Origin of the sequence: Clostridium sp. HGF2 (assembly GCF_964240115.1) — a bacterium.
In the GTDB taxonomy this organism is placed as follows: Bacteria; Bacillota_I; Bacilli_A; order Erysipelotrichales; family Erysipelotrichaceae; genus Clostridium_AQ; species Clostridium_AQ innocuum.
Map to the genome: position 1 here is coordinate 325,249 of NZ_CAXSSO010000002.1, position 19,713 is coordinate 344,961.

A 19,713-nucleotide genomic window follows, 5' to 3' on the forward strand; every position below is an offset into this window, starting at 1 on the left:
AAATATATAAGTCCAAGAATTAAAAAGCTTTAACACTTTATATACTGACAATAAAAGAATTTGCTTCAAATTTAAGTCAGAAAATACCTTTGATAGGATAAAAAATATTTTTGTATTCTTTTCCATTTATTCAATTGGAAAAGAATGTAAAGAATGATATTATTATAGTGAAAGACTAAATTGTTGGATATTATATATGAGGAGAACTTAATGAAAAAAATTATATATTTTGATGAAAGTAGTGCAGCGGATATGTTGGATATAAAAAATGGTGGATCCATGTTATCAAAATTGGAAAGTAATGAAGAAAGTGGAACTAATGGCGAGGCATCAATTGGTGCTAAAACAAAGCTGCTATTCAAAAGCTGGTTTTTTAAGGCGGAAGCAGATATGAAAGCAAACCTACAATCATCTTTTGCAGATACGGATTATTTTAATAAGACAATTACTAATACAATATTATCTGACACATTAGATTATTTTATTAATGAAGAGGGTGTAGCGGTTTCATTTAATGGATATAAAGTGGAATTGGTAAAAAATTCAATTGCGTATATGCAAAGCATATCTCCGTATCTAGGAATGATAGAATCAAATAAGGGAATAGAGGTCAGCGAAAATATGAACATATCATTAAATAAGATTGATGCAACTTTAAAAAATAGTAAGGGGTATTATGAAGTATTAGCAAAAAAAGGAAAATCAAAAAAGATATTTAGATTTAATAATATGTCGTTTAGAAACAATTATGGTCTTCATGATTTGATTAATATGGATCTTGTGTTCTATGGTGTGAGAGTTGGGAAAATGGACGAATCAAAACTTGACTTTTCTAAATTTCTATCCTCTGGGGAAGAAATAATTACAAGCCTCTTGTATTTATGTTTTATGGGCCATCGGGTGTAGGTAAAACTGAAACTGCAAAGTATATCAGTGAGATGGTTAATGGGCACGATGATATATTAAGAAAACAAATGTCAATGTTTGCAAGCAATGAATATTTTACATATATTTTTGGGGGTAAGCATAATGAAATCACATTAACAAAAGATTTGTTGGAGAGAAAATCAAATGTTATCCTTTTTGATGAGTTTGATAAGTGTAGTTCCATGTTCTATTCTTCTTTTTATCAGATGTTTGATGAAGGGTATGTTGAAGATAGAAATTATAAAGTAGACTTAGATAATGCTATAATTATCTGTACATCTAATTTTCAAAATAAAGATGAAATTCGGAAAGCAGTTGGAGATCCAATATTTTTTAGATTTGATAAATTAGTTGAATACATACCTTTGTCTGCAATTGAACAAAAAAGGATAATTGAACTAATTGTCAAGAAGCAATATACTGCTTTTACAGAGAAAGAAAAAGAAACTTTTGAAATAGAAAAAATGATAGTGTATTATTCTAAATTGTTAATTGGAAAACTCATGAATTTTAGGCAAGCAGAATCAATTATCTCAGATGATATTTGGGAGAAACTATATTTAAATGATTTACAGAAATAGTTACCTAAATAAATTATGGTGAATATATAATAGTTATCTAAATTTTGATACCATTCCATGATACCAATTTGATACCAGTAGCTTGTATAATATAGAAAATTAGAATAAAACAATACAGAAAAAGGAAAGAAATACATAAAATATTAAACAAATAAGTTTAATGTAATAATTGCAATGAAGAATTCGAATAGTTGGAGCAGAGCTGTAAAGCCTTTAACAACAGGGCTTTACAGCTTTTTTCTGTTGTCATTGCATTACGGATTGCATTATTTTATCTGACTTCTCTATGGTAAATAGCGGTATACTGATTGCTTGTGTAATTTGCAAGCTTTGGGTAGTTTACTCTATCGTTTTATTAATTGGTCTGTATGTTTTATTTTATTTATGATATAATTTTACATATAATATTTATTTAACATAAAAGGGTGGGCAATTTATGAAAACTACAAATGAAATTTTAAATAAAGCATTAGAGTTAGCAAAGGAAGGAAAAGCGTTACTTTTTATAGGTTCAGGTTATTCTAGAGAAGCGAAAAATATTAAAGGGAATAATTTGTGCTCTTCAACTGAATTATCAAATAAAATAGCAAGACTTATGGGATTAGATAATGATAATCAAATGGGTTTAAGTAGAACTGCTACGCTATATCTAGAAGGATATAAAGGTAATTATAAAACAAAAGCACAAACTCTTGTTAAACTTATTCAAGATAATTTTTTATGTAGTAGTGTAACTGACAATCAATTACAAATTATGAAATTTCCGTGGATGAGAATTTATACAACCAATTATGATAATGTAGCTGAATTGGCATCTGAACAAGTTGGATTTGTAAGACAAACCGTTTTACCTAATGATAGTATAACGGATGTTTATAAATCAAAAAGCAGTATTATACATACTAATGGTTATGTTAGATGTATTACAGCAGATTCGTTTAGAGATGTTTTTAAATTAACTTCTGTAAGTTATGAAAGTGATTCTTTTTCTAAAAGTGAGATAAAACAAGCTATGCATCATGATTTATTAGAAGCAAGAGTAATTATATTAATAGGACTATCTTTAGAATATGATTTGGATATATCAAGATTATTAATTGAAACAGATACAAAAGAAAAAACTCATTTTATTTTTGAACATAAAGATGATTTAAGCCAATTAGAGCAGATGCAAGTTAAAAGTTTTAAGAATAAAGGAACTGTTCATTACATTGGAATCGATGGTCTTTGTGATTTTATGTCTACATTAGAAAACATAGATATTAAAGATGATCTTGTATATCGTTCTTTTATACCTCGTTACAATTTACCTTTGCCATATGTCAAAGAAGATGTTTCTGCAATTTGGTCAGTAATTTATGGTGGAGAAATAAATGAAGCATTGTTGAGTTCACATTTAGATGATAATAAATATTTATTTTCAAGATCTGTTCTATATGAAATGGAGAAAGCGATATTGAACAATGATGGTTTTATCTACATATTGACAGGAAGATTAGGAAATGGGAAAAGTGTTTTGATTGAACAATTATCTTGTAAATTATCTAATATAGGTCAAATATATACGCTTGATAGCGTTTATGATGATGTAAGAGAAGAACTAGTTCAGCTTCTAATGAAAAACGAAAAGGTATTTTTGTTTATTGATGATTATACACAACATTTGGAAATATTGAAGCAAATAGCAGAGATAATAGAAGATGATAAGGAGAATTTAAAAATTATCCTGACTTCTCGTACAGGAAATAATTTAGTAAGTCAGTATGAAATTTTAGATTATTTTCATATCAAAATTAATGATATATCATGGCATAGTCTTGATCAGATTGATAACAAGGAATTTCTTGAAATAAAAAAATACTATTCAAGAATTGGATTAACTAATAAGAAACTTAATTATATATTTACAAAAAATGCAAAAAAACAAGGAGACTTTTCAAAAGTTATCATTCCTTTGTTTGATAAGAATTCAAAAATAGGAAATAAAAGTTTAGATGAAATAAAAGAAGTATTTAACACAAATAAATATAGGGAACTATTACTTGTTGTTATTATAAATAATCTTATTCAATTAAAGTTAGATATAGATAGAATATTAATTATATTAAATCAAACTGATATGAAGCATATTTTAAATCATGATTATAAGATGAAGGAAATATTATTTAACAATAATGGATATAAGCTCTTTAATTCGGCTCCTTACTCAAAATTTATTCAGAAAAATTTATTTTCAAAAAAAGAGGTTATAAATGTATTGCAGAAGTTATTTGATAATTATCATAGATTAGGAATCGTCCCTACTGGTAATAAGTGGTCAAATGAAAAAGACTATAGAAAACATTTGTTGTCTTTATCTAACCTAAGGGTTTTATTGAGTGAAATGGCAGCAGATGTTAATATAAAAGAAACTATAATAGGTTATTTTGAAAATTTAATTGATAACGAATATTGTAAAGATAATATATTTTATTGGCTACAATATGCGATGGCAAGTATGGACAATAATGATTATGATAAAGCAGAGATGCATCTTGAAAAATCTTATGAGATAGCATCTGAGAGATCTGGTTTTAACACATATCAATTAGATACTCAGTATGCAAGATTTCTATTGGAAAAAAATATGTTTAGCAAAGTTGAAAATCCTTATGACATTATATGTGAAGTAGATAACAAACTTGAAACTGCTTTAAAATCTAGGGAAACTGCTGAATTATACATATTTAGGATTTTAAGAGTTTACTCTAAATATATTATACAAAAAAAATTAGATTTCTGTCCTTCAGATGTTTTAAAAATTGACCAAAAAATAGAAGATTGGAGAATGAGGATTTATAAAACCTTGGAGAAAACAAAAAGCACAAATAACAAAAAAGATATCAATACTTTAAATGATTGCTTAAAAAGTCTTAATATAGCAGAAGATAAATTACATACTAGAGAGAAACAAATATAACTATTTTAATAATAATATATCAAAAAATTATATCAAAGATTTAAAAAAGAAGAATAATATAGAGGTAACAATATCTCCTGATATTCAGATAAAGTCAATTAACCAAGCAGAACTAGTTGAAAAGTTTCAATCAGGAAAATTGTTTTATGGTGAAAATGAGTTATTTGAAGACGTTGATACTTTTCAAATAATCTGAAATTGAATATCGTACTCAATATTCAAAAGAATACCTTGGTGAATTCTTTAAATGATAAGAATTTTGAGATTGATATAAATCATGAGATGACTACGACATTATATGTTTCAGTTACAACAGAAGGATTACCCACAGATGAAAACATTCACAAGGAACATAGGCAAAAGTTATCTAGCATTCTAGTTAGTTTGATTAATGAATTTAGAGATGACTACTACAGTAGTGATGATAAGAGAGATATGTTTGAAGCTATAACTCGAATAAAAAAAGTTTATGATCATATTGATTTGTTAGATAATTATTATAAATTTCAATCAGATCCAACGAAAGAATGGAATTTATTAATGATAGATCAGCCAGAAGATAATATTTCAAATAATAGAATTGCTGAAAAATTATTAAAATATTTTAACTCAGTTCGAACAACAAAACAATTAATTATTGTCACACACAATCCTCTATTGGTTGTAAACTTAGATGTGGATAATGTGATTCATCTAACTAAGTTAAATGATAAAATTGGGGTGAAAGCAGGCTGCTTAGAAGATGAAAAAAATGAAATACTTAATTTAGTTGCTTCCACCTTAGATGGTGGGAAGAAATGATTGAAAAGAGGTTGAAAATTTATGAATAAAATTGTGAAAGTCTACATGAATGAATCAAAAGATATTGTTATTTCTGTTACTGGTAAAGAAAATTTTATTATCCACAAAGATAGCATGAAACTATATGCTAAACAAATATTTGATTTCTTGGATTATTCTGTTGGTGATACATATGAATATGATAAAATATCTGAGGAAGGGAAAGATGCGTTAGTGTTGAAAAAAATGAAAGATTTATTAAAAGATATTACAGATCAAATCACTGAAATCAAACTAGAAGAAAATGATGCGGCGATGAAATCTAGTTTTGATGAAATTAACAATGTTAATAATTAATATAATTGAAAAAAACAGTATTGATACCAATGAACTGGTACCTTTGCATCAGTCAATCAGTCAAATAAAATGCAAAACAGTAAAGCATAAAAAACACAACTGGATTACAAAAGAACAGATCATTCTAATACTTGACCAGACATGTACAAATAAAATTGGAATAAGAGATAGATTTATTATGTTTTTCATGTTTTCAACAGGAGTACGCCTGTCAGAGTTGTTGAATATCAAATTAAAAGATATCCAAACAAATACTGAATATTCTTATATATGTATAACGGGAAAAGGTGATAAAACAAGATTAATCCCGGTCACAAAAGAATTCACAGACAATTATGAATATTATCTTAGATTATACCATCAATGTCAGAATAAAGAGAACTCTGTATTTTATACACAGATAAAAGGACAATATTTTAAAATGTCTGAAGATAATGTTCAAAGGATTGTTAATAAGTATGGGGAAAAAGCCAGGAAACTAGATAAAACAATACCAAAGGTTCATCCGCATCTGTTTAGACACAGTTTTGGGGCACTTATGTATAGAAATGGATTATCATTACCAGAAGTCGCTAAATTGATGGGACATGAACAATTGTCAACGACCGAAATATATGCAGAAACAGATATAGAAATGATAAAAAAGGCATTAGGTAAAGTTAGAGGAAGAGATGAGCCAGGGAAATGGGAAGAATTATCCGAAGATGAAAAATTAAAAGTTTTAGGATTAAAGAAATAAAATTATGCCGATAAATTAAAGGTGCATCCCCTATAAACACAGGAGTTACATCATAACTATCGGCATAATTTTTTTGTCGGTCTAATGACAGTTATACCGATATCGGTATAACTGTCAGAGCGTAGTCAGAAACCGGTGATCATAGAAAAAAAACAGTATGTTCCTGGGGAGTGCGAGAGGAGCACAGAGCAGTGCGATCATATAGGCACTGCCCGCCATTCGGTGTAGCCCTGTGGAAAGTGCGAAGGAAAACAGATTGATACCAAGGCGTTACCTAAACTATCTATTGGAGGAACTACCGAAAATGGAAGAGGATGGAAACTATGAGTTAGAACATCTTGATGCCATGGCATCAAGATGTACAGAAATCATGTAAAGCAAAGGAGGCAGATACCTAACCTTAGGGGATCTGCCTCTTCTTTGAGCTATGTGCTGATTTTAGACCGCTTATAAAAATCAATTACATATACAGAAAGAGTGGTGATTATCAATGGAAAAGAAAGTTCTATATGGTGCAAGTGATATTGCAGTTATGCTAGGAGTTTCAAAAAGCAAAGCCTATAAGATGATAAAAGATGGCAATGAACATTTGAAACAGATGCATAAATTAACAATTGCTGGAAAAACTGCCAAAGGAATATTTTAATGATATATTTTATTCCAGCACATCAAATCAAGAAAAGTAAAGGAGGAAAGTAATGTGCTCGTAGCTAAGAAAAAATTAAAAAATAAAATGGGATATTCAAATTCGGTACAAAGATGCTTTTGGAGGATATAAAAAAACAACTCGAAGAGGATTTGAATCAAAAAAAGAAGCAGAATAAGCTGCTTTAGACTTTATTAGAAAACAAGAAAATGATTTTAATATGAAGTTTTCTGATTTTATTCAAATCTATATGGAAGAGATGGAAAACAGATAAAAAAAGAATACTCTTCGAAAAAAACGATATTTAATTGAATTGGAGATTGTTCCAGCTTTTGGAAAATACAAGGTCAATGAGATTACACCTGCTTTGTTTCGTAATTGGCAAAACGAAATGATTGAAATTGGGAAAAGTACTCAGAAGAAATGAACTTTTGGACAAAAGATGAATTAACATGATTTTCATAAAACTAATGAACAAAAAGACATCGTATATTGTATTTATGGTTTTTTATTGTACTGAGATGAGATTGGGGGAATTACTTGCTTTAACTCCTTCAGATATTCATCTTGATGAAAAGTATATTTCTATTACTAAATCGTATCAACGTATTGAAGAGGAAGATTTAATTACAGATCCTAAAACTACAAAAAGTAAAAGAAATATTACAATTCCTGATTTCTTGGTCGAAAATTTAAAAGAATATATAGATTCATTATATAACCCTGATCCTCATGAACAATTGTTTAGAGTAACAAAGTCATTTATTGAAAAAGAAATCAATAGTAATAAAAGATGTGTTCATAGTATTTTTCCTCCTGTAAGTATGTTTCGTATCTACATTCTTACCCGTTTCTACTATTTACACATCTTTTGCTATATTCCTAAGTAAAAGCCTCTAAAGATTTGCAGTACATATGTTGCGCTCTAAATATGTTTACATCATTTTCTAGGAATTTTAGAATTCGAAACAAATTGGTGCGATACTTTATCAAGATTTTTAAAACTGCTTTCTATTGCGCGATAGAGAAAAGAAAAGTGAGTCACGTTATATTTTTACAGCTATAATATTCATATAATTACAAGCAGTTTGCCTGGCTATGCATATTGATAACAGCTTTGAACTTTTATTGCTGTTGTAATAGCGTGCTTTATGAAACAGTGTCTTTGCACGATACCATCCATTTAGCCTATAAGATCCCTAAAAATTAAACTCTTCTTCCCATGCAAAACTACCCGACTTTTCAAGGCTTTTCGGCCAATGCGCACACCATGCAGGTACTTTAGGATCCTCAATACAATCAAGACTAGGCGTATAAGGCTTTATATCCAGAACAGGTGAGCCCTCATTCGCATCAATATAAGCAATCTGTACTACGCCCTTTTCATAATCAATATGAAGTATCTCAACCGCAGTTAACGCAATCGGGTTCGGACGAATCGGGGATCTTGTCGCAAAAATTCCCATTTCCTTCGGAGCCTTTTTATATGGCTGTTTTGTCTTTAAGACAGTCCTGTACACATCCTCATCATAACCGTTAAACCACCAGATGATTTGCAGATGGCTGAAACCATCCAATGCCTGCAACGCAGGAATATAATTCTCATCCACCTGAATAAATGTACCTCCCTCCTTATTGCTGTGAATAGAACCTACAGAATGAACTACAAATTTTGTCATGATTTTTTTCCTCCATTTCATCTGTAACAATACGATAATCCCTCACATCATGTGAGGGTCAAGAGGTGATTTTCAGTATTCATCATGCATGTGCAAAGGAATTTGCAATTCCGTGAGATAACTGCCGGCATCTTCCTCATTCCACGGACCACGGTGTATCATCTGCCGATTTGCACCTTTCATTTCATATTGTCTGTTTTTCTCCAGCCATTTTGCAAAGGATTGATATGCCGCAGATATATTTGAAAAATCTCCATATACCATAAGTGAGGCCATCAATGGCTCTTCTTCCACCTCACGACATTGAAATCCATCACAATCTCTGATTGCTTTTTTTACAGGCAGACACAATTCCACATCCACATTCGCTTCTTTGTAATCCTCATCATGATAAATGGAAAAAGTGGTTGGAGAACAATCAACTCTATGTTGCCTTGCAAAATCAGATAGCTTCTCCCAGAGCATTTCTTCCGCATAATAATCAGGAATAAGTTCTCTTATTGATACCACAAGACAGCGTGGAATCGACTTTATCGTAACATTAGAATGCATATCAGCAGTTCCCTGAAGAAAGTCCTGCTTTGCATGATCAATTCTATGAAGCTTCTGTTCCTCTGCTTTTATCGCAAGCGCAATCTCCTTTTCCTTATTCTTTAATGCCTCCATCATCCTATCGTCATTTCCTAAAACTAAACCTTCTATCTCAGCTACTGTAAAACCACAATCCCGTAAATATAAAATCCTGTTCAGAACAGGAATCTGCTCCACAGAATACATGCGATATCCTGTCCATGGATCACTCTGTGCAGGCTTCAGAAGTCCCACCTCATCATAATAACGCAGCATTCTGACAGAAACCTGCATCAGCTTGGAAAACTCACCAATTCGAAACATAAATCGCCTCCGTTCTGCTTCTTATTATAAGGCAAGATTTTTATACTTCAATAGGAAACGCAATGTACATGCCAAAGCACTGAATCTAACTTGAAAAACCAATAGACTATCTGTAAAAATCACTAAAAAAATAACTATTTCTTCGCAACTATTCTAAATATGACTCTTAAAAAATTTTAAAATATAAATAAAAACAATCATGGTATACAATTCGTCGCATTACTAAATCATAGATTTATGTCTTACATCGCTGATTGCCTATTCTTAAGTGAACCCTATCTGATTGATATGTACTTATTTCAACAGCTTACGATAATCATTTTAATATTTCACCAGGCATGGTAAAATATGTATATCATTCATAAATCCAACACAAGAGGATTTTCTTACATCACAATATATAGCATAAATCATACCATTAAACTGAAGGAGCATGAGCCATGGACTATTTAGATAAAGTAAAAGCGCAGCTAAAGAAAATGTCATTAGAAGAAAAGGACGCATGGATATTAACGCGGGCAAAATTGATCTCCAATAACAAACAGAATGATTTTTTAATGTCACTATCTGGAACAAAGAAAATCATTGATATGCCAGCACTTGATGATATAGATACCTTATGTACGAGGATTGAAACAGGTGATATCTATCTTGAGTATGTTACTCATTATCATGAATTTGACGAAGATGGCAGATATATGGATGATTGGGTAATCTGGTATAATGATCCGTTTTCAATCCTGCCAATGATGGGGAGAATTTTTGCCGGGTGCCATCAGCTTGTAGTGCTAGAGGAATATCAAACGGTATATGATTTGTTGAGCAGGATTTTTGAATTAAAATTCTTTATTCAGGAGGGTGAAAATTCTGAGGATGCACCGGAAGAGGATTATATTGAATTGTCAGATTCTAAAATCGAAGAAGAGTTATCTTATGATTTAGATAAAGCAGCTACAGACTGGATCATCTCATTTATGTATTTAACAACTGAACAAAGCGATAAAGATCGTGCGGAAAAGCTTATCAATATGTTAGAAACATCCATCTGTAAGAATCTGAAGCCAAGAATTCTGAAGGATTTAGGCGGAACTGAGAAATTGTTTGTTTCTATGCAATCTGCTTTAGAAATTGCAATTGCTGATTTGGAAACAAAAAAGACTGAAATTCTGAAATCCGGAAATAGAGGTAGAAAACTTTTTGAAATAAAAGAAAAATTAACTCGAAGCAACGAACTTCTGACAGATATTCGTATGCGATGCTTAGAAAGGAAAAAGGAAGAACAAATGGAATCATTTTTAGAGGATAGATGGAATGATGTGTGTGAGGTTGTCGAGTGGTTGAGCTTTGAAAAATATATCGATGATCAACCGGAAATTGATACAGTTTTGGAAATTTGTGAAGAACTCGTTCAATCTGATGAAATCCAGTATGATGATTGGCAGTTAAGAAAAAAGGTGATTATCGATATTGTTGAACATGATTACTATGATAGTCTTGGCGCTTCCGATATTATGGATGAGCTTGCTGAAAAACTATGTACAAATGATGAAGAATACCTGACATATGCGGATATTCTATATACCTATAGAAATGAAGAAAAAGCAGTGTTTATATATAATCAACATGGCAGAGAAGATAAGTATATTACTTATTTAGAAAATCATTTAGGAAGAGAACAAAAGAATTATAATGCTTTAATTACATACTACAATCTGCATAATCAAAAGGATGATGCAATACGTGTTGCTCAGCTGGGATTAAAAAAATGTAAAGATGATTTAACAGATATCTTTATTTTTCTCCTTTTGCATACAAGAGAAAATGATGCTGCATGGTTTGAAAAATTATTTGCTAGCGCAAAACGGAGAAAGAATGTGGATATGAATAAAATTGATATAGCAATGCAAAGGTGAATGATGTAATGTTGTCAAAGGGTACACACATCTATGGAAATGATTTAGAATCAACTCTTTTTTTAATCAATGCAAAATCAGACAGATGGAGCGAACACACAAGTAAAGAAAAGCCAATAACATAAGCAAATAGACATCAATATTTTATCATGATAGGAGAACTCTTATGCAATATGAGGATAGGATACAGCAACTGGAACAGGAAAATGCATTTCTAAAAGCTGAACTAAGAAAAAGAGGGTATTTTTATCTTTCCGCAAATGAAAAGCTATCTACTATAGATAAAATTGAAATCTATTTAAGTTATTTCAGAGGAAGACCGGATGTTTATGCCGAAAGATACTTTAGTAAAAAGCATCAGAAATTCGGTTGGAATCCCGCATGTGACAGAAGTTTTCAAGCAGGGTGTAAAAAGGGAAAAATAAAAAATCATTGTAGTATCTGTCCAATCTTTCAATTTCCATCTCTGGATGGGGTTATCCTAAAACATCACTTTACTGGGAAACTGACATGCGAAGGGATTGGAATTTATCCTTTACTAACGGATAATACCTGTTATCTTCTGGCGATGGATTTCGACGAGGATAACTGGTTTAATGACATGCTGAGTGTCTATAAAACAGCCTTGCGCTTTGAAATTTATCCCTTAATGGAACGATCTTCTTCCGGACAGGGTGGACATTTATGGCTGTTTTTCGAATCACCGGTAAAAGCATTAAAAGCAAGAAAGCTGGGTTCTTTACTCATTCAGGAGGCAATAGAAGGTAATAAAAATCTAAACTTTAATTCCTTTGACAGAATGTTTCCCAATCAGGACTATCTGCCACAGGGAGGCTTTGGAAATCTGATTGCTCTACCGCTGCGACATGATGCGTATTTAAAAGGTAATTCCGCTTTTATCAATGATTTACAGCAGGTGATCGACCATCCCATAGAATATCTTGCTTCCTTGCCTAAACTGCAGGAACAGCAGCTGGATCAGATTTTAAACAGCTATTACAAAAATGATTATTTCTTCGATCAACAGCAAATGGGATTATCCTTAGATACAAATATGAAATATTCCAAACAAATGTATGGTCTGGAAAATACCATGCTCTGTATAGAAAAGAAGGATTTAAATCTTTATACGTTATCTGTATTGAAAAGACTTGGCTCCATGTACAATCCGGAATATTTTTTGAAACAGAAATTGAAAAAAAACGATTTATCGGGAAACAACTCCCAGAGTACTGAGCTATTATGAAGAAGATGATAGGTATTTATATTTGCCGAGAGGACAAAAATATAAACTGCAAGAAATATTTCCGGAAGCTGAAATACAGCTCGAAGCACAGGTAACAAACGGTCAGGTAATCGATACAGCGTTTATAGGAGAATTGCGACAGAATCAACAGGAGGCTGTCAATACACTGATGCAGTTTGATATGGGAATTATGAAGGCAGTTCCGGGTTTTGGTAAAACAGTTATGGCATTGTATATGATAGCGCAAAGAACAGTATCTACTTTAGTTATCGTACCCAATAAAGAAATCCAAAAACAATGGGAACAACGGATTCATGAGTTTTTAACTATACCGCCATGTAAATCAAAAAGAGACTCCTATAGCGGAATCTATAACGGCTCCAAGAAAAAACTGAGAGGGCATATAGATATCGCCGTTGCTGCATCTTTAGCAAATTTAGAAAACATTGCAGTTACCCTAAAGGAATATGGCATGATTATCGTTGATGAATGTCATCATGCCGCCAGCGATACATTTACCAGAGTTTTGAGAAACGTGAATGCAAAGTATATATATGGCTTTTCGGCAACTCCCAAAAGAAAAGACGGATTGGAGAAAATCATGCATATGTTCTGTGGTCCTATTCGCTATGAAACAGTTCATTTCAAATACAGAATACATACAGGTTCCAACAGCTCCTGATTCCCAGAATGACGACTATGCGATGTCTGGATGATAATAAAACCTACACGCAGTATTGCAGCGACATTATGAACGACCAAAATCGAAATTATCTGATTGTGAAGGATGTGGTGAAAGAATTTCAGAATGATGGTAAAATCATTATCCTGTCAGAGCGTAAGCAGCATCTGACAGTCTTATATGAGATGTTAAAGCACATGCATATACATGTGTATGTACTGACTGGTGAAAGAAAAACAAAAGAGAGAAATGAAATCATTGCAAAAGTACGGAATTTTAATAACCAGGAGAAATTCATCCTCTTGGCAACTAGCAAGCTTCTTGGTGAAGGCTTTGATTTGCCTGCCTTATCAACGTTATTTCTTGTTATGCCGATTTCTGATGAATCCAGGATAGAGCAGTATACAGGAAGAATTCATAGAAATGTGGAAGGTAAGGATATGGTGAAGGTATATGATTATGTTGATGCTCATATACCTATGCTGGAAGGAATGTTTCGCAAAAGGTTGAAGCAGTACCAGAAAGAAGGCTACTTTCTGCAGGAACAAAATCAAATTGTTGAAGTTTCCCAGCTGATGTATGAAGGACAGAGCTATAAACATGTATTCCTTGACGATATAAAGGCGTCCAGCAGTGAAATCCTGATTATGAACGCGCATTATGAGTTAGGAAAAATCAAAAGCTATTTTGATGTCATGCAGGAAAAGGCACATCAAAATGTTCAGCTGTATGTCGTCTTGAATGATGAGCAAAGACAAAAGGAAATGCTCGTGCGAACGATAGAAGGAATGGGTGCAGCTATTTTGTACAGCAATCATTCAGCACATTTTGTTGTGATTGATAAAGAAATTATCTGGTACAGTGATATGGATTTCCTTGGAAGGGCAAAAAAAGATGGTTTAAGTACAAGGCTGAAAGATCCGCATCTGGTAAATGAAATTATGAAAATTGCACAGGATGAACAGCTGCAAAATATAGAATGACACAAAGGCAAGCTTATGGTGAATACGAAAATGAATGTAAAATAGAAAATAAAAAAGCCAGATACTCCAATGCCATTTGGAATTAAGGTAAAAGCTGTATGAGGAAAATGCCATTGTGGAAGCTATCACTGTTAATGATACCAAAGCCTGTTTCCGCGTAAAAAGGAACGATACTGCGGTTTTACAGAAAACAGAGCATGCCGTTACGATTGCTTGCAACTGTCCGTATTTTGGAGAATGCAGGCACGAGGTAGCTGAATTACAGTATCTTGAAAAGCATCCAGTATTGAAATCAATACAGACCGGTCACGACAGAGATTAGTCATCTGGATGATTTTTAGCTTGAGGTTAAGGAACAGCTGTATGAGCTGGATGAAAATGATGAGGATTTATCGCATGAGGAATGACTGTGTTTACGCTATCAGACAATTCAACGTGAAAGGCATGTGGAAACCAAGCTACGGATGCTGATTTATTTATCAAAGAAAATAGTAGTTTCCCCTGATGTATGGATGGTGATTGTTAAGAATCTGAATCAGAATCCGGAATCTGTAAAAGCGGTAATTTCAAACAGGAAGGAACAGGATATGATTTTCATGCTAAGCGTAGCAATATGGGCTGTGGAGAAATCTGGTCCCTCAGCATAGGAAGCATTGATGATATGCTTTCAGGAGAGAATGATGGAATTGGAACATGTATTCGCTAATGCAGGTATGTAAGGCAGGATAGCAGGAAAGTCAAAACTGTAATTACGTACATATAAGAATCGGAGGTCCCCATATGGATGAGCATTTTATTTATATCGTACTGGAAATCGTATCGGAAATACCCAAAGGAAGCGTCGCAACCTATAAACAGATTGCGGAGCTGGCAGGCAGAGAGCAAAATGCCAGACAGGTTGGTAAGATTCTTTCCGCTTCCTCCTTGTATGGCGAATACCCCTGCCATCGCGTCGTTAACAGTGCGGGTAGAACTGCACCGGACTGGGATGAACAAAAGGATCTCCTCATAGACGAGGGCGTGACCTTTAAACCTAACGGAAACGTTGATCTCAAAGCCTGTCAGTGGAAAATATAAAGCAAGCACCTCTATCAAAAGAACCACCAGCAAAACCCAAACAGAGGCACGCTTAACCTGACGAGTGAACTTCCCAAATTACTGTGTGATAAATTATTTTCAAAAAGCATACAGCAACCCTGCAGTTTCTAATGAGAAACCGTCATTTCCTGAATTCATGCTAACAAATTCGGAAAAAGTGTCTTATAATGTAACTGACAGGGGAATTCTCCCGCAAACTTTACAAGCCAAGGAGCAATCGATTATGGAAAAAAATATACGTCTGGTTATATGTGATATTGACAGTACCCTCGTTACTTCCGAAAGAGAACTGACACCAAGAACGAGAGCTGTCATCCATCAGCTTCACGCAAAAGGAATTTACTTCGGCATCGCATCAGGCCGGCCATTGGATGAACTGGCAAAAAAAGCAGCACTGTGGGGAATCTCATACCCCTTTGATATCCTGATCGGCATGAACGGCTCCGAGCTTTGGGATAACCTTCATCAAAAGGAATTCAGCTACTTTAAAATGAAAAAGGAGTGGATCAAAGAAACAATGGAGCTGATGAAGCCCTTTGATTCCAACTGCTTTATCTATCGTGATGACTGCCTGCTCTGTGAACGCGATGACGCACAAATGCGCAAATCCGCCCTGACCAGTGACAAACATATGGTTGTCGTGGACTCTCTCTCTGTCATGTATGAGCAGGAGAACGCTAAAATCATGTATCGTGTCAAAGAAGATATCGTGGATGAAATCGAACAATATTTGAACGAACATCCCTCTCCTTACTATAAAGGCTTCAAAACGCAGCCGACCCTCATCGAATTTGCAGACAAACGGGTATCCAAAGCCTATGCACTGAAAAAATTCTGTGAATGTAACAGAATAACACCGGAAGAGGTCGTTGCCTTTGGCGATACGACCAATGATAATGACATGCTGGCATACAGCGGTCTTGGTGTCTGTATGATCAATGGCAGTGATGATACCAAAGCGATTGCAGATGATATCACCGCATACAGCAATGATGAAGACGGCTTTGCCAGATACATGGAAGAGCATTTTCTGAAATAACTGAGGCATACAGGTAAATATCTCTCGCTAATCGGCTTTGCCAGATACATGGAAGATCATTTCTTGAAATAACAGAGGCATACAGGTGAATATCTCTCGGTTATCCGCCTAAACACAATAGACACATACAGGAACGTGTCTTCATTGATTGTTGCAGCCTGCATGCAAATCCTGATAACCCCCTGCAGGGTCAGAAATTTCATATGGACAAGGAAACAAAGCATTCAATCACCAGTACCGACAATACTATACCTGTAGGAATCTCTGGTTTAAGACGATCTACAAACGAACGCATATCCAAAGAACCCGGCCTGCACAAAATGATAAAGCCCAAAAAAAAAGTATCCGTAAGGGATTCACTTCCATCAGGAATACATCCTATAGCCAGCCGGATACTTTTTACTACGCGATTCTTTCCTCTTGTTATTATCACACAAAATGCAATAACATGACAATCAACACTTTTCGATTGATAGAGTAAAAAAGTTATGGGATTAAAATCATTCACATATATCTTAAACACAGATTCAATGAGAGTACATTAAATAAGGTATAGAAGTACATTCGTATTCTCAATATTTAATTATCTTCGTTTATTTAATTGTATCTTGATTATACGAATTTTCAAGTTTCTATTATACTTTTAATTTCAATTTAAAAATCCCATAAACTTTTGACTCTATCTTTTCGATTCACATCTACCGCTTTTCCTTTACTCCATACTCTTCAAAGACTCCACCATATCAATATGATTCAATACACGATTTGTAATCAGATTTACGATAACTGCAAAACCAAAGGACAATATCACCGTATACAGATAGCTTATGGGATGTATCGTCACAGCGAAATGGATCGACGGCATATTCAGCACATACGTAAGACTCTGCGCAAGTATCGTACCGGCAGGAAGCCCGGCCAGAATACCCAGAAATGTCAGAAGCAGCGTTTCCTTATTCACATAGGAATGCACTTCCTTATCATGAAAGCCCAGCACCTTAATCGTCGCAAGCTCCCGTACCCGTTCTGATATATTTGTTGTGGACAATGTGAACAGAACAACGAAGGCAAGAGCGGCAGCCATGGCTAAAATCAGATAGACAACCGAGGTTATCAGGGAAAAGGAGGTTTCAAACGCATCCTGCATCGACGAAGTGCTTACAACAGACAACACACCATCCCTGTCCTCCAGCTTCTGCACATAGCTGTCCTTCTGCTGTTCACTGATATTGCCCCTAAAATTCGCCAGCACTGCATTCTCCCTATAAGAACCAAACAGCGTCTCATAGGTGTTTTCACTCATATAGATGGTATTTCCCAGATAATTCTGAACGATTCCCGTGACCTTCACACGCTTTTCCTTAAAATCGCTGTTCTGCACACGCACGGTATCATTTACTGCAAAATCCAGAACCTGCGATGCATTCTGCGTCACATATACATCGCCCATTTCAAGCGTTACCGGATCACCGTTCAAATCCTCCAGTGAGAGATACGAAGCCACATCCGCCTGTTCGGGAAAGACCATCAGCTGTACGCGTTCTTCCTTATTTCCACTGCTCTTGATTGTGGCATTATCCACCAGCAGCGTCAGGCACTCACTCACCTCATCATCCCTTGAAAGCGATTGATATACATGCGCATCATCCGTCATCACCATGAGGTCATAGCGGTAAATATGCTCATACTGTCTCGGAATCAACGCACTGACGGAATCATTGATCGCCATGGCACACAGCACCAGCGCACTGCAGCCCATAATCCCGAACACCGTCATCAGCATTCGTTTCTTATAGCGAAACAGATTCCTTGCCGTAACCTTATTCAAAAACGTCAGATTTCTCCATAACGGACGAATCCGCTCCAGCAGAACTCTTGCACCTGTTCGTGGCGCCTTAGGCCGCATCAGTATAGCCGGCATATGCTTCAGCTCTCCATGAACCGCAATCCACACGGCAATCAGTATCCCGCCGGTAAACAATGCGATTCCACCGATTCCATACCATGCGTCAAACTGCAGACGGTAATTCGGAAGCAGGTATAATGTTTGAAAGATACTGAACACAAACTTCGGAAGCAGAAGGAAGCCGCCGATATCCCCGATGATACCTCCCAGCAGACAGGCACTTCCCGCATACAGGAGATATTTCTTCATGATTTCTATATTTCGAAACCCCAGCGCCTTGTAGGTTCCAATCAACAGGCGCTCTTCCTCCACCATTCTGGTAATCGTCGTTAACGCAATCAGAATCGCAACCGTGAAAAATACAATAGGAAAGGCTGTACCAACCGCCTCGATGGAAGCCGCATCACTTTCGATATTGCTGTAGCTGGAAAGTGAGGAACGATCCTGGATGTACCATTTCGGATGCTCGATGGAAGAGGTATCCACATAGGCGGCCTGTGGATCAATTGCATATGCCGCAAGCTTCATCTGCTCCGTCAGCTCATCATAGCGCCTGTCCTCCTGCTGCTGCTTCACATCCTGTTCCAGCGTTTCCTTCGTCCGTTTGATCAGCGCCTCATATTCATCCGAATACGACGCCATATCCCGGCTGCCCTTTACCTGTACATAGGCTGCCGTATAGGCAGGGATAGAAATACCGTCTTCCCTGATAAAGCATACGTAGCGGCTTGCCGAAATGGAACGAAATGATGCTGCCCCGTCTTTATTGTTCAAATCCGAAGGGTCCTGCACGATGGCAGATATGGTATAAGTGCTTCTGATCTGCGATGGTTCATGAAACCGGATCGTATCACCGATCGTTTTTCCGCTGTCATCCGCATAGGTTTTGGAAACAGCGATCTCTTTCTCGTTTTCAGGCAGCCTCCCCTTCAGGAGATAAGGTGTATTCAACTGTCCGCCCAGTGTCTGTACATCCGTATTCTGTGAACTGCCCTTTACGGAGGTATATACCGTTTCGCGATAGACACCTTCTGCACGCTCGATTCCATCCGCCTTTCGCAATGCCGCGAGATCGTCCTCATCCAGCCCCATCGTTGACACTATCTGAATATCGAATACCTGCTGTGCATCGTAAAACTGATCCGCACTGTAGCGCAGATCGTCACAGGCAGCCTTCAATCCGCTCAGCATCATGACACCAAGCGCAGTGATAATCAGGATGGAACAAAAGCGCTTCTTGTTGCGGAATATCGTTCTGCGGATATCTTTACCGGATGCTTTCAT

General features: G+C 35.1%; 20 protein-coding genes and 1 pseudogene. 18 read left to right on the top strand and 3 right to left on the bottom strand.

Annotation, left to right across the window (positions count from 1 at the left end):
- The first annotated feature begins 210 nt into the window (after window positions 1-210).
- The 10 genes and pseudogenes from ACESPQ_RS05370 to ACESPQ_RS05415 all read left to right on the top strand — a co-directional run bounded on the left by ACESPQ_RS05370 (window position 211) and on the right by ACESPQ_RS05415 (window position 7,879).
- Window positions 211-906, top strand: coding sequence for a DUF6414 family protein (locus ACESPQ_RS05370; protein ID WP_373144040.1), 696 nt, complete (start codon window positions 211-213; stop codon window positions 904-906).
- Entirely contained in the window at window positions 882-1,508 is a 627-nt protein-coding gene (locus ACESPQ_RS05375) for an AAA family ATPase (protein WP_054344056.1), read from the top strand. Before ACESPQ_RS05370 ends, ACESPQ_RS05375 begins: the two co-directional genes overlap by 25 nt.
- Window positions 1,509-1,944: 436 nt before the next feature.
- Window positions 1,945-4,467 (top strand): hypothetical protein, encoded by a 2,523-nt coding sequence (locus ACESPQ_RS05380; protein ID WP_373144041.1) that lies wholly within the window; start codon window positions 1,945-1,947, stop codon window positions 4,465-4,467.
- A gap of 234 nt (window positions 4,468-4,701) precedes the next feature.
- The gene (locus ACESPQ_RS05385) at window positions 4,702-5,268 is read left to right on the top strand and encodes a hypothetical protein (protein WP_257339546.1); all 567 of its coding nucleotides are present in this window, start codon (window positions 4,702-4,704) and stop codon (window positions 5,266-5,268) included.
- Window positions 5,269-5,289: 21 nt separating this feature from the next.
- Window positions 5,290-5,604 (top strand): hypothetical protein, encoded by a 315-nt coding sequence (locus ACESPQ_RS05390; RefSeq protein ID WP_054344064.1) that lies wholly within the window; start codon window positions 5,290-5,292, stop codon window positions 5,602-5,604.
- A complete protein-coding gene (locus ACESPQ_RS05395; RefSeq protein WP_373144043.1) occupies window positions 5,579-6,343 on the top strand; it encodes a tyrosine-type recombinase/integrase in 765 nt (254 codons plus the stop codon). Before ACESPQ_RS05390 ends, ACESPQ_RS05395 begins: the two co-directional genes overlap by 26 nt.
- A gap of 490 nt (window positions 6,344-6,833) precedes the next feature.
- A complete protein-coding gene (locus ACESPQ_RS05400) occupies window positions 6,834-6,989 on the top strand; it encodes a transcriptional regulator (protein WP_128577743.1) in 156 nt (51 codons plus the stop codon).
- Between the two features lie 94 nt (window positions 6,990-7,083).
- Window positions 7,084-7,167: an Arm DNA-binding domain-containing protein gene (locus tag ACESPQ_RS05405; RefSeq protein ID WP_373144119.1), complete on the top strand. Its 84-nt coding sequence runs from the start codon at window positions 7,084-7,086 to the stop codon at window positions 7,165-7,167.
- Between the two features lie 108 nt (window positions 7,168-7,275).
- Window positions 7,276-7,416 (top strand): annotated as a pseudogene (locus ACESPQ_RS05410) (site-specific integrase); the annotation flags it as partial.
- 25 nt (window positions 7,417-7,441) lie between these two features.
- On the top strand, window positions 7,442-7,879 hold the full coding sequence (locus ACESPQ_RS05415; protein WP_054344067.1) for a tyrosine-type recombinase/integrase: 438 nt from the start codon (window positions 7,442-7,444) through the stop codon (window positions 7,877-7,879).
- Window positions 7,880-8,188: 309 nt separating this feature from the next.
- Here ACESPQ_RS05415 and tsaA read toward each other — a convergent pair whose 3' ends face one another.
- Both tsaA and ACESPQ_RS05425 read right to left on the bottom strand, forming a co-directional pair.
- Window positions 8,189-8,668 (bottom strand): tRNA (N6-threonylcarbamoyladenosine(37)-N6)-methyltransferase TrmO, encoded by a 480-nt coding sequence (gene tsaA, locus ACESPQ_RS05420; RefSeq protein ID WP_373144045.1) that lies wholly within the window; start codon window positions 8,666-8,668, stop codon window positions 8,189-8,191.
- Between the two features lie 72 nt (window positions 8,669-8,740).
- Window positions 8,741-9,562 (bottom strand): MerR family transcriptional regulator, encoded by an 822-nt coding sequence (locus ACESPQ_RS05425; protein WP_109770451.1) that lies wholly within the window; start codon window positions 9,560-9,562, stop codon window positions 8,741-8,743.
- A gap of 440 nt (window positions 9,563-10,002) precedes the next feature.
- On the opposite strand from ACESPQ_RS05425, the gene ACESPQ_RS05430 reads away from it, so the two are divergent.
- From ACESPQ_RS05430 to ACESPQ_RS05465, 8 genes are all read left to right on the top strand, one after another.
- Entirely contained in the window at window positions 10,003-11,475 is a 1,473-nt protein-coding gene (locus tag ACESPQ_RS05430) for a hypothetical protein (protein WP_109770450.1), read from the top strand.
- A 166-nt stretch (window positions 11,476-11,641) separates the two neighbouring features.
- Window positions 11,642-12,721 (top strand): TOTE conflict system archaeo-eukaryotic primase domain-containing protein, encoded by a 1,080-nt coding sequence (locus tag ACESPQ_RS05435; RefSeq protein ID WP_258291353.1) that lies wholly within the window; start codon window positions 11,642-11,644, stop codon window positions 12,719-12,721.
- 133 nt (window positions 12,722-12,854) lie between these two features.
- Window positions 12,855-13,403: a DEAD/DEAH box helicase gene (locus ACESPQ_RS05440; protein ID WP_373144120.1), complete on the top strand. Its 549-nt coding sequence runs from the start codon at window positions 12,855-12,857 to the stop codon at window positions 13,401-13,403.
- 17 nt (window positions 13,404-13,420) lie between these two features.
- Window positions 13,421-14,386, top strand: a complete 966-nt coding sequence (locus ACESPQ_RS05445; protein ID WP_233108945.1) for a DEAD/DEAH box helicase — start codon at window positions 13,421-13,423, stop codon at window positions 14,384-14,386.
- Window positions 14,387-14,501: 115 nt separating this feature from the next.
- Window positions 14,502-14,708: a hypothetical protein gene (locus ACESPQ_RS05450; RefSeq protein ID WP_038274408.1), complete on the top strand. Its 207-nt coding sequence runs from the start codon at window positions 14,502-14,504 to the stop codon at window positions 14,706-14,708.
- A gap of 124 nt (window positions 14,709-14,832) precedes the next feature.
- Complete coding sequence (locus tag ACESPQ_RS05455; RefSeq protein ID WP_373144046.1) at window positions 14,833-15,033, top strand: hypothetical protein; 201 nt, start codon at window positions 14,833-14,835, stop codon at window positions 15,031-15,033.
- A 133-nt stretch (window positions 15,034-15,166) separates the two neighbouring features.
- Window positions 15,167-15,463: an MGMT family protein gene (locus ACESPQ_RS05460; RefSeq protein WP_257337812.1), complete on the top strand. Its 297-nt coding sequence runs from the start codon at window positions 15,167-15,169 to the stop codon at window positions 15,461-15,463.
- Window positions 15,464-15,707: 244 nt separating this feature from the next.
- Window positions 15,708-16,523, top strand: coding sequence for a Cof-type HAD-IIB family hydrolase (locus tag ACESPQ_RS05465; protein ID WP_257366214.1), 816 nt, complete (start codon window positions 15,708-15,710; stop codon window positions 16,521-16,523).
- A 712-nt stretch (window positions 16,524-17,235) separates the two neighbouring features.
- On the opposite strand, the gene ACESPQ_RS05470 is transcribed toward ACESPQ_RS05465, so the two are convergent.
- Window positions 17,236-19,713, bottom strand: a complete 2,478-nt coding sequence (locus tag ACESPQ_RS05470; protein ID WP_373144047.1) for an ABC transporter permease — start codon at window positions 19,711-19,713, stop codon at window positions 17,236-17,238.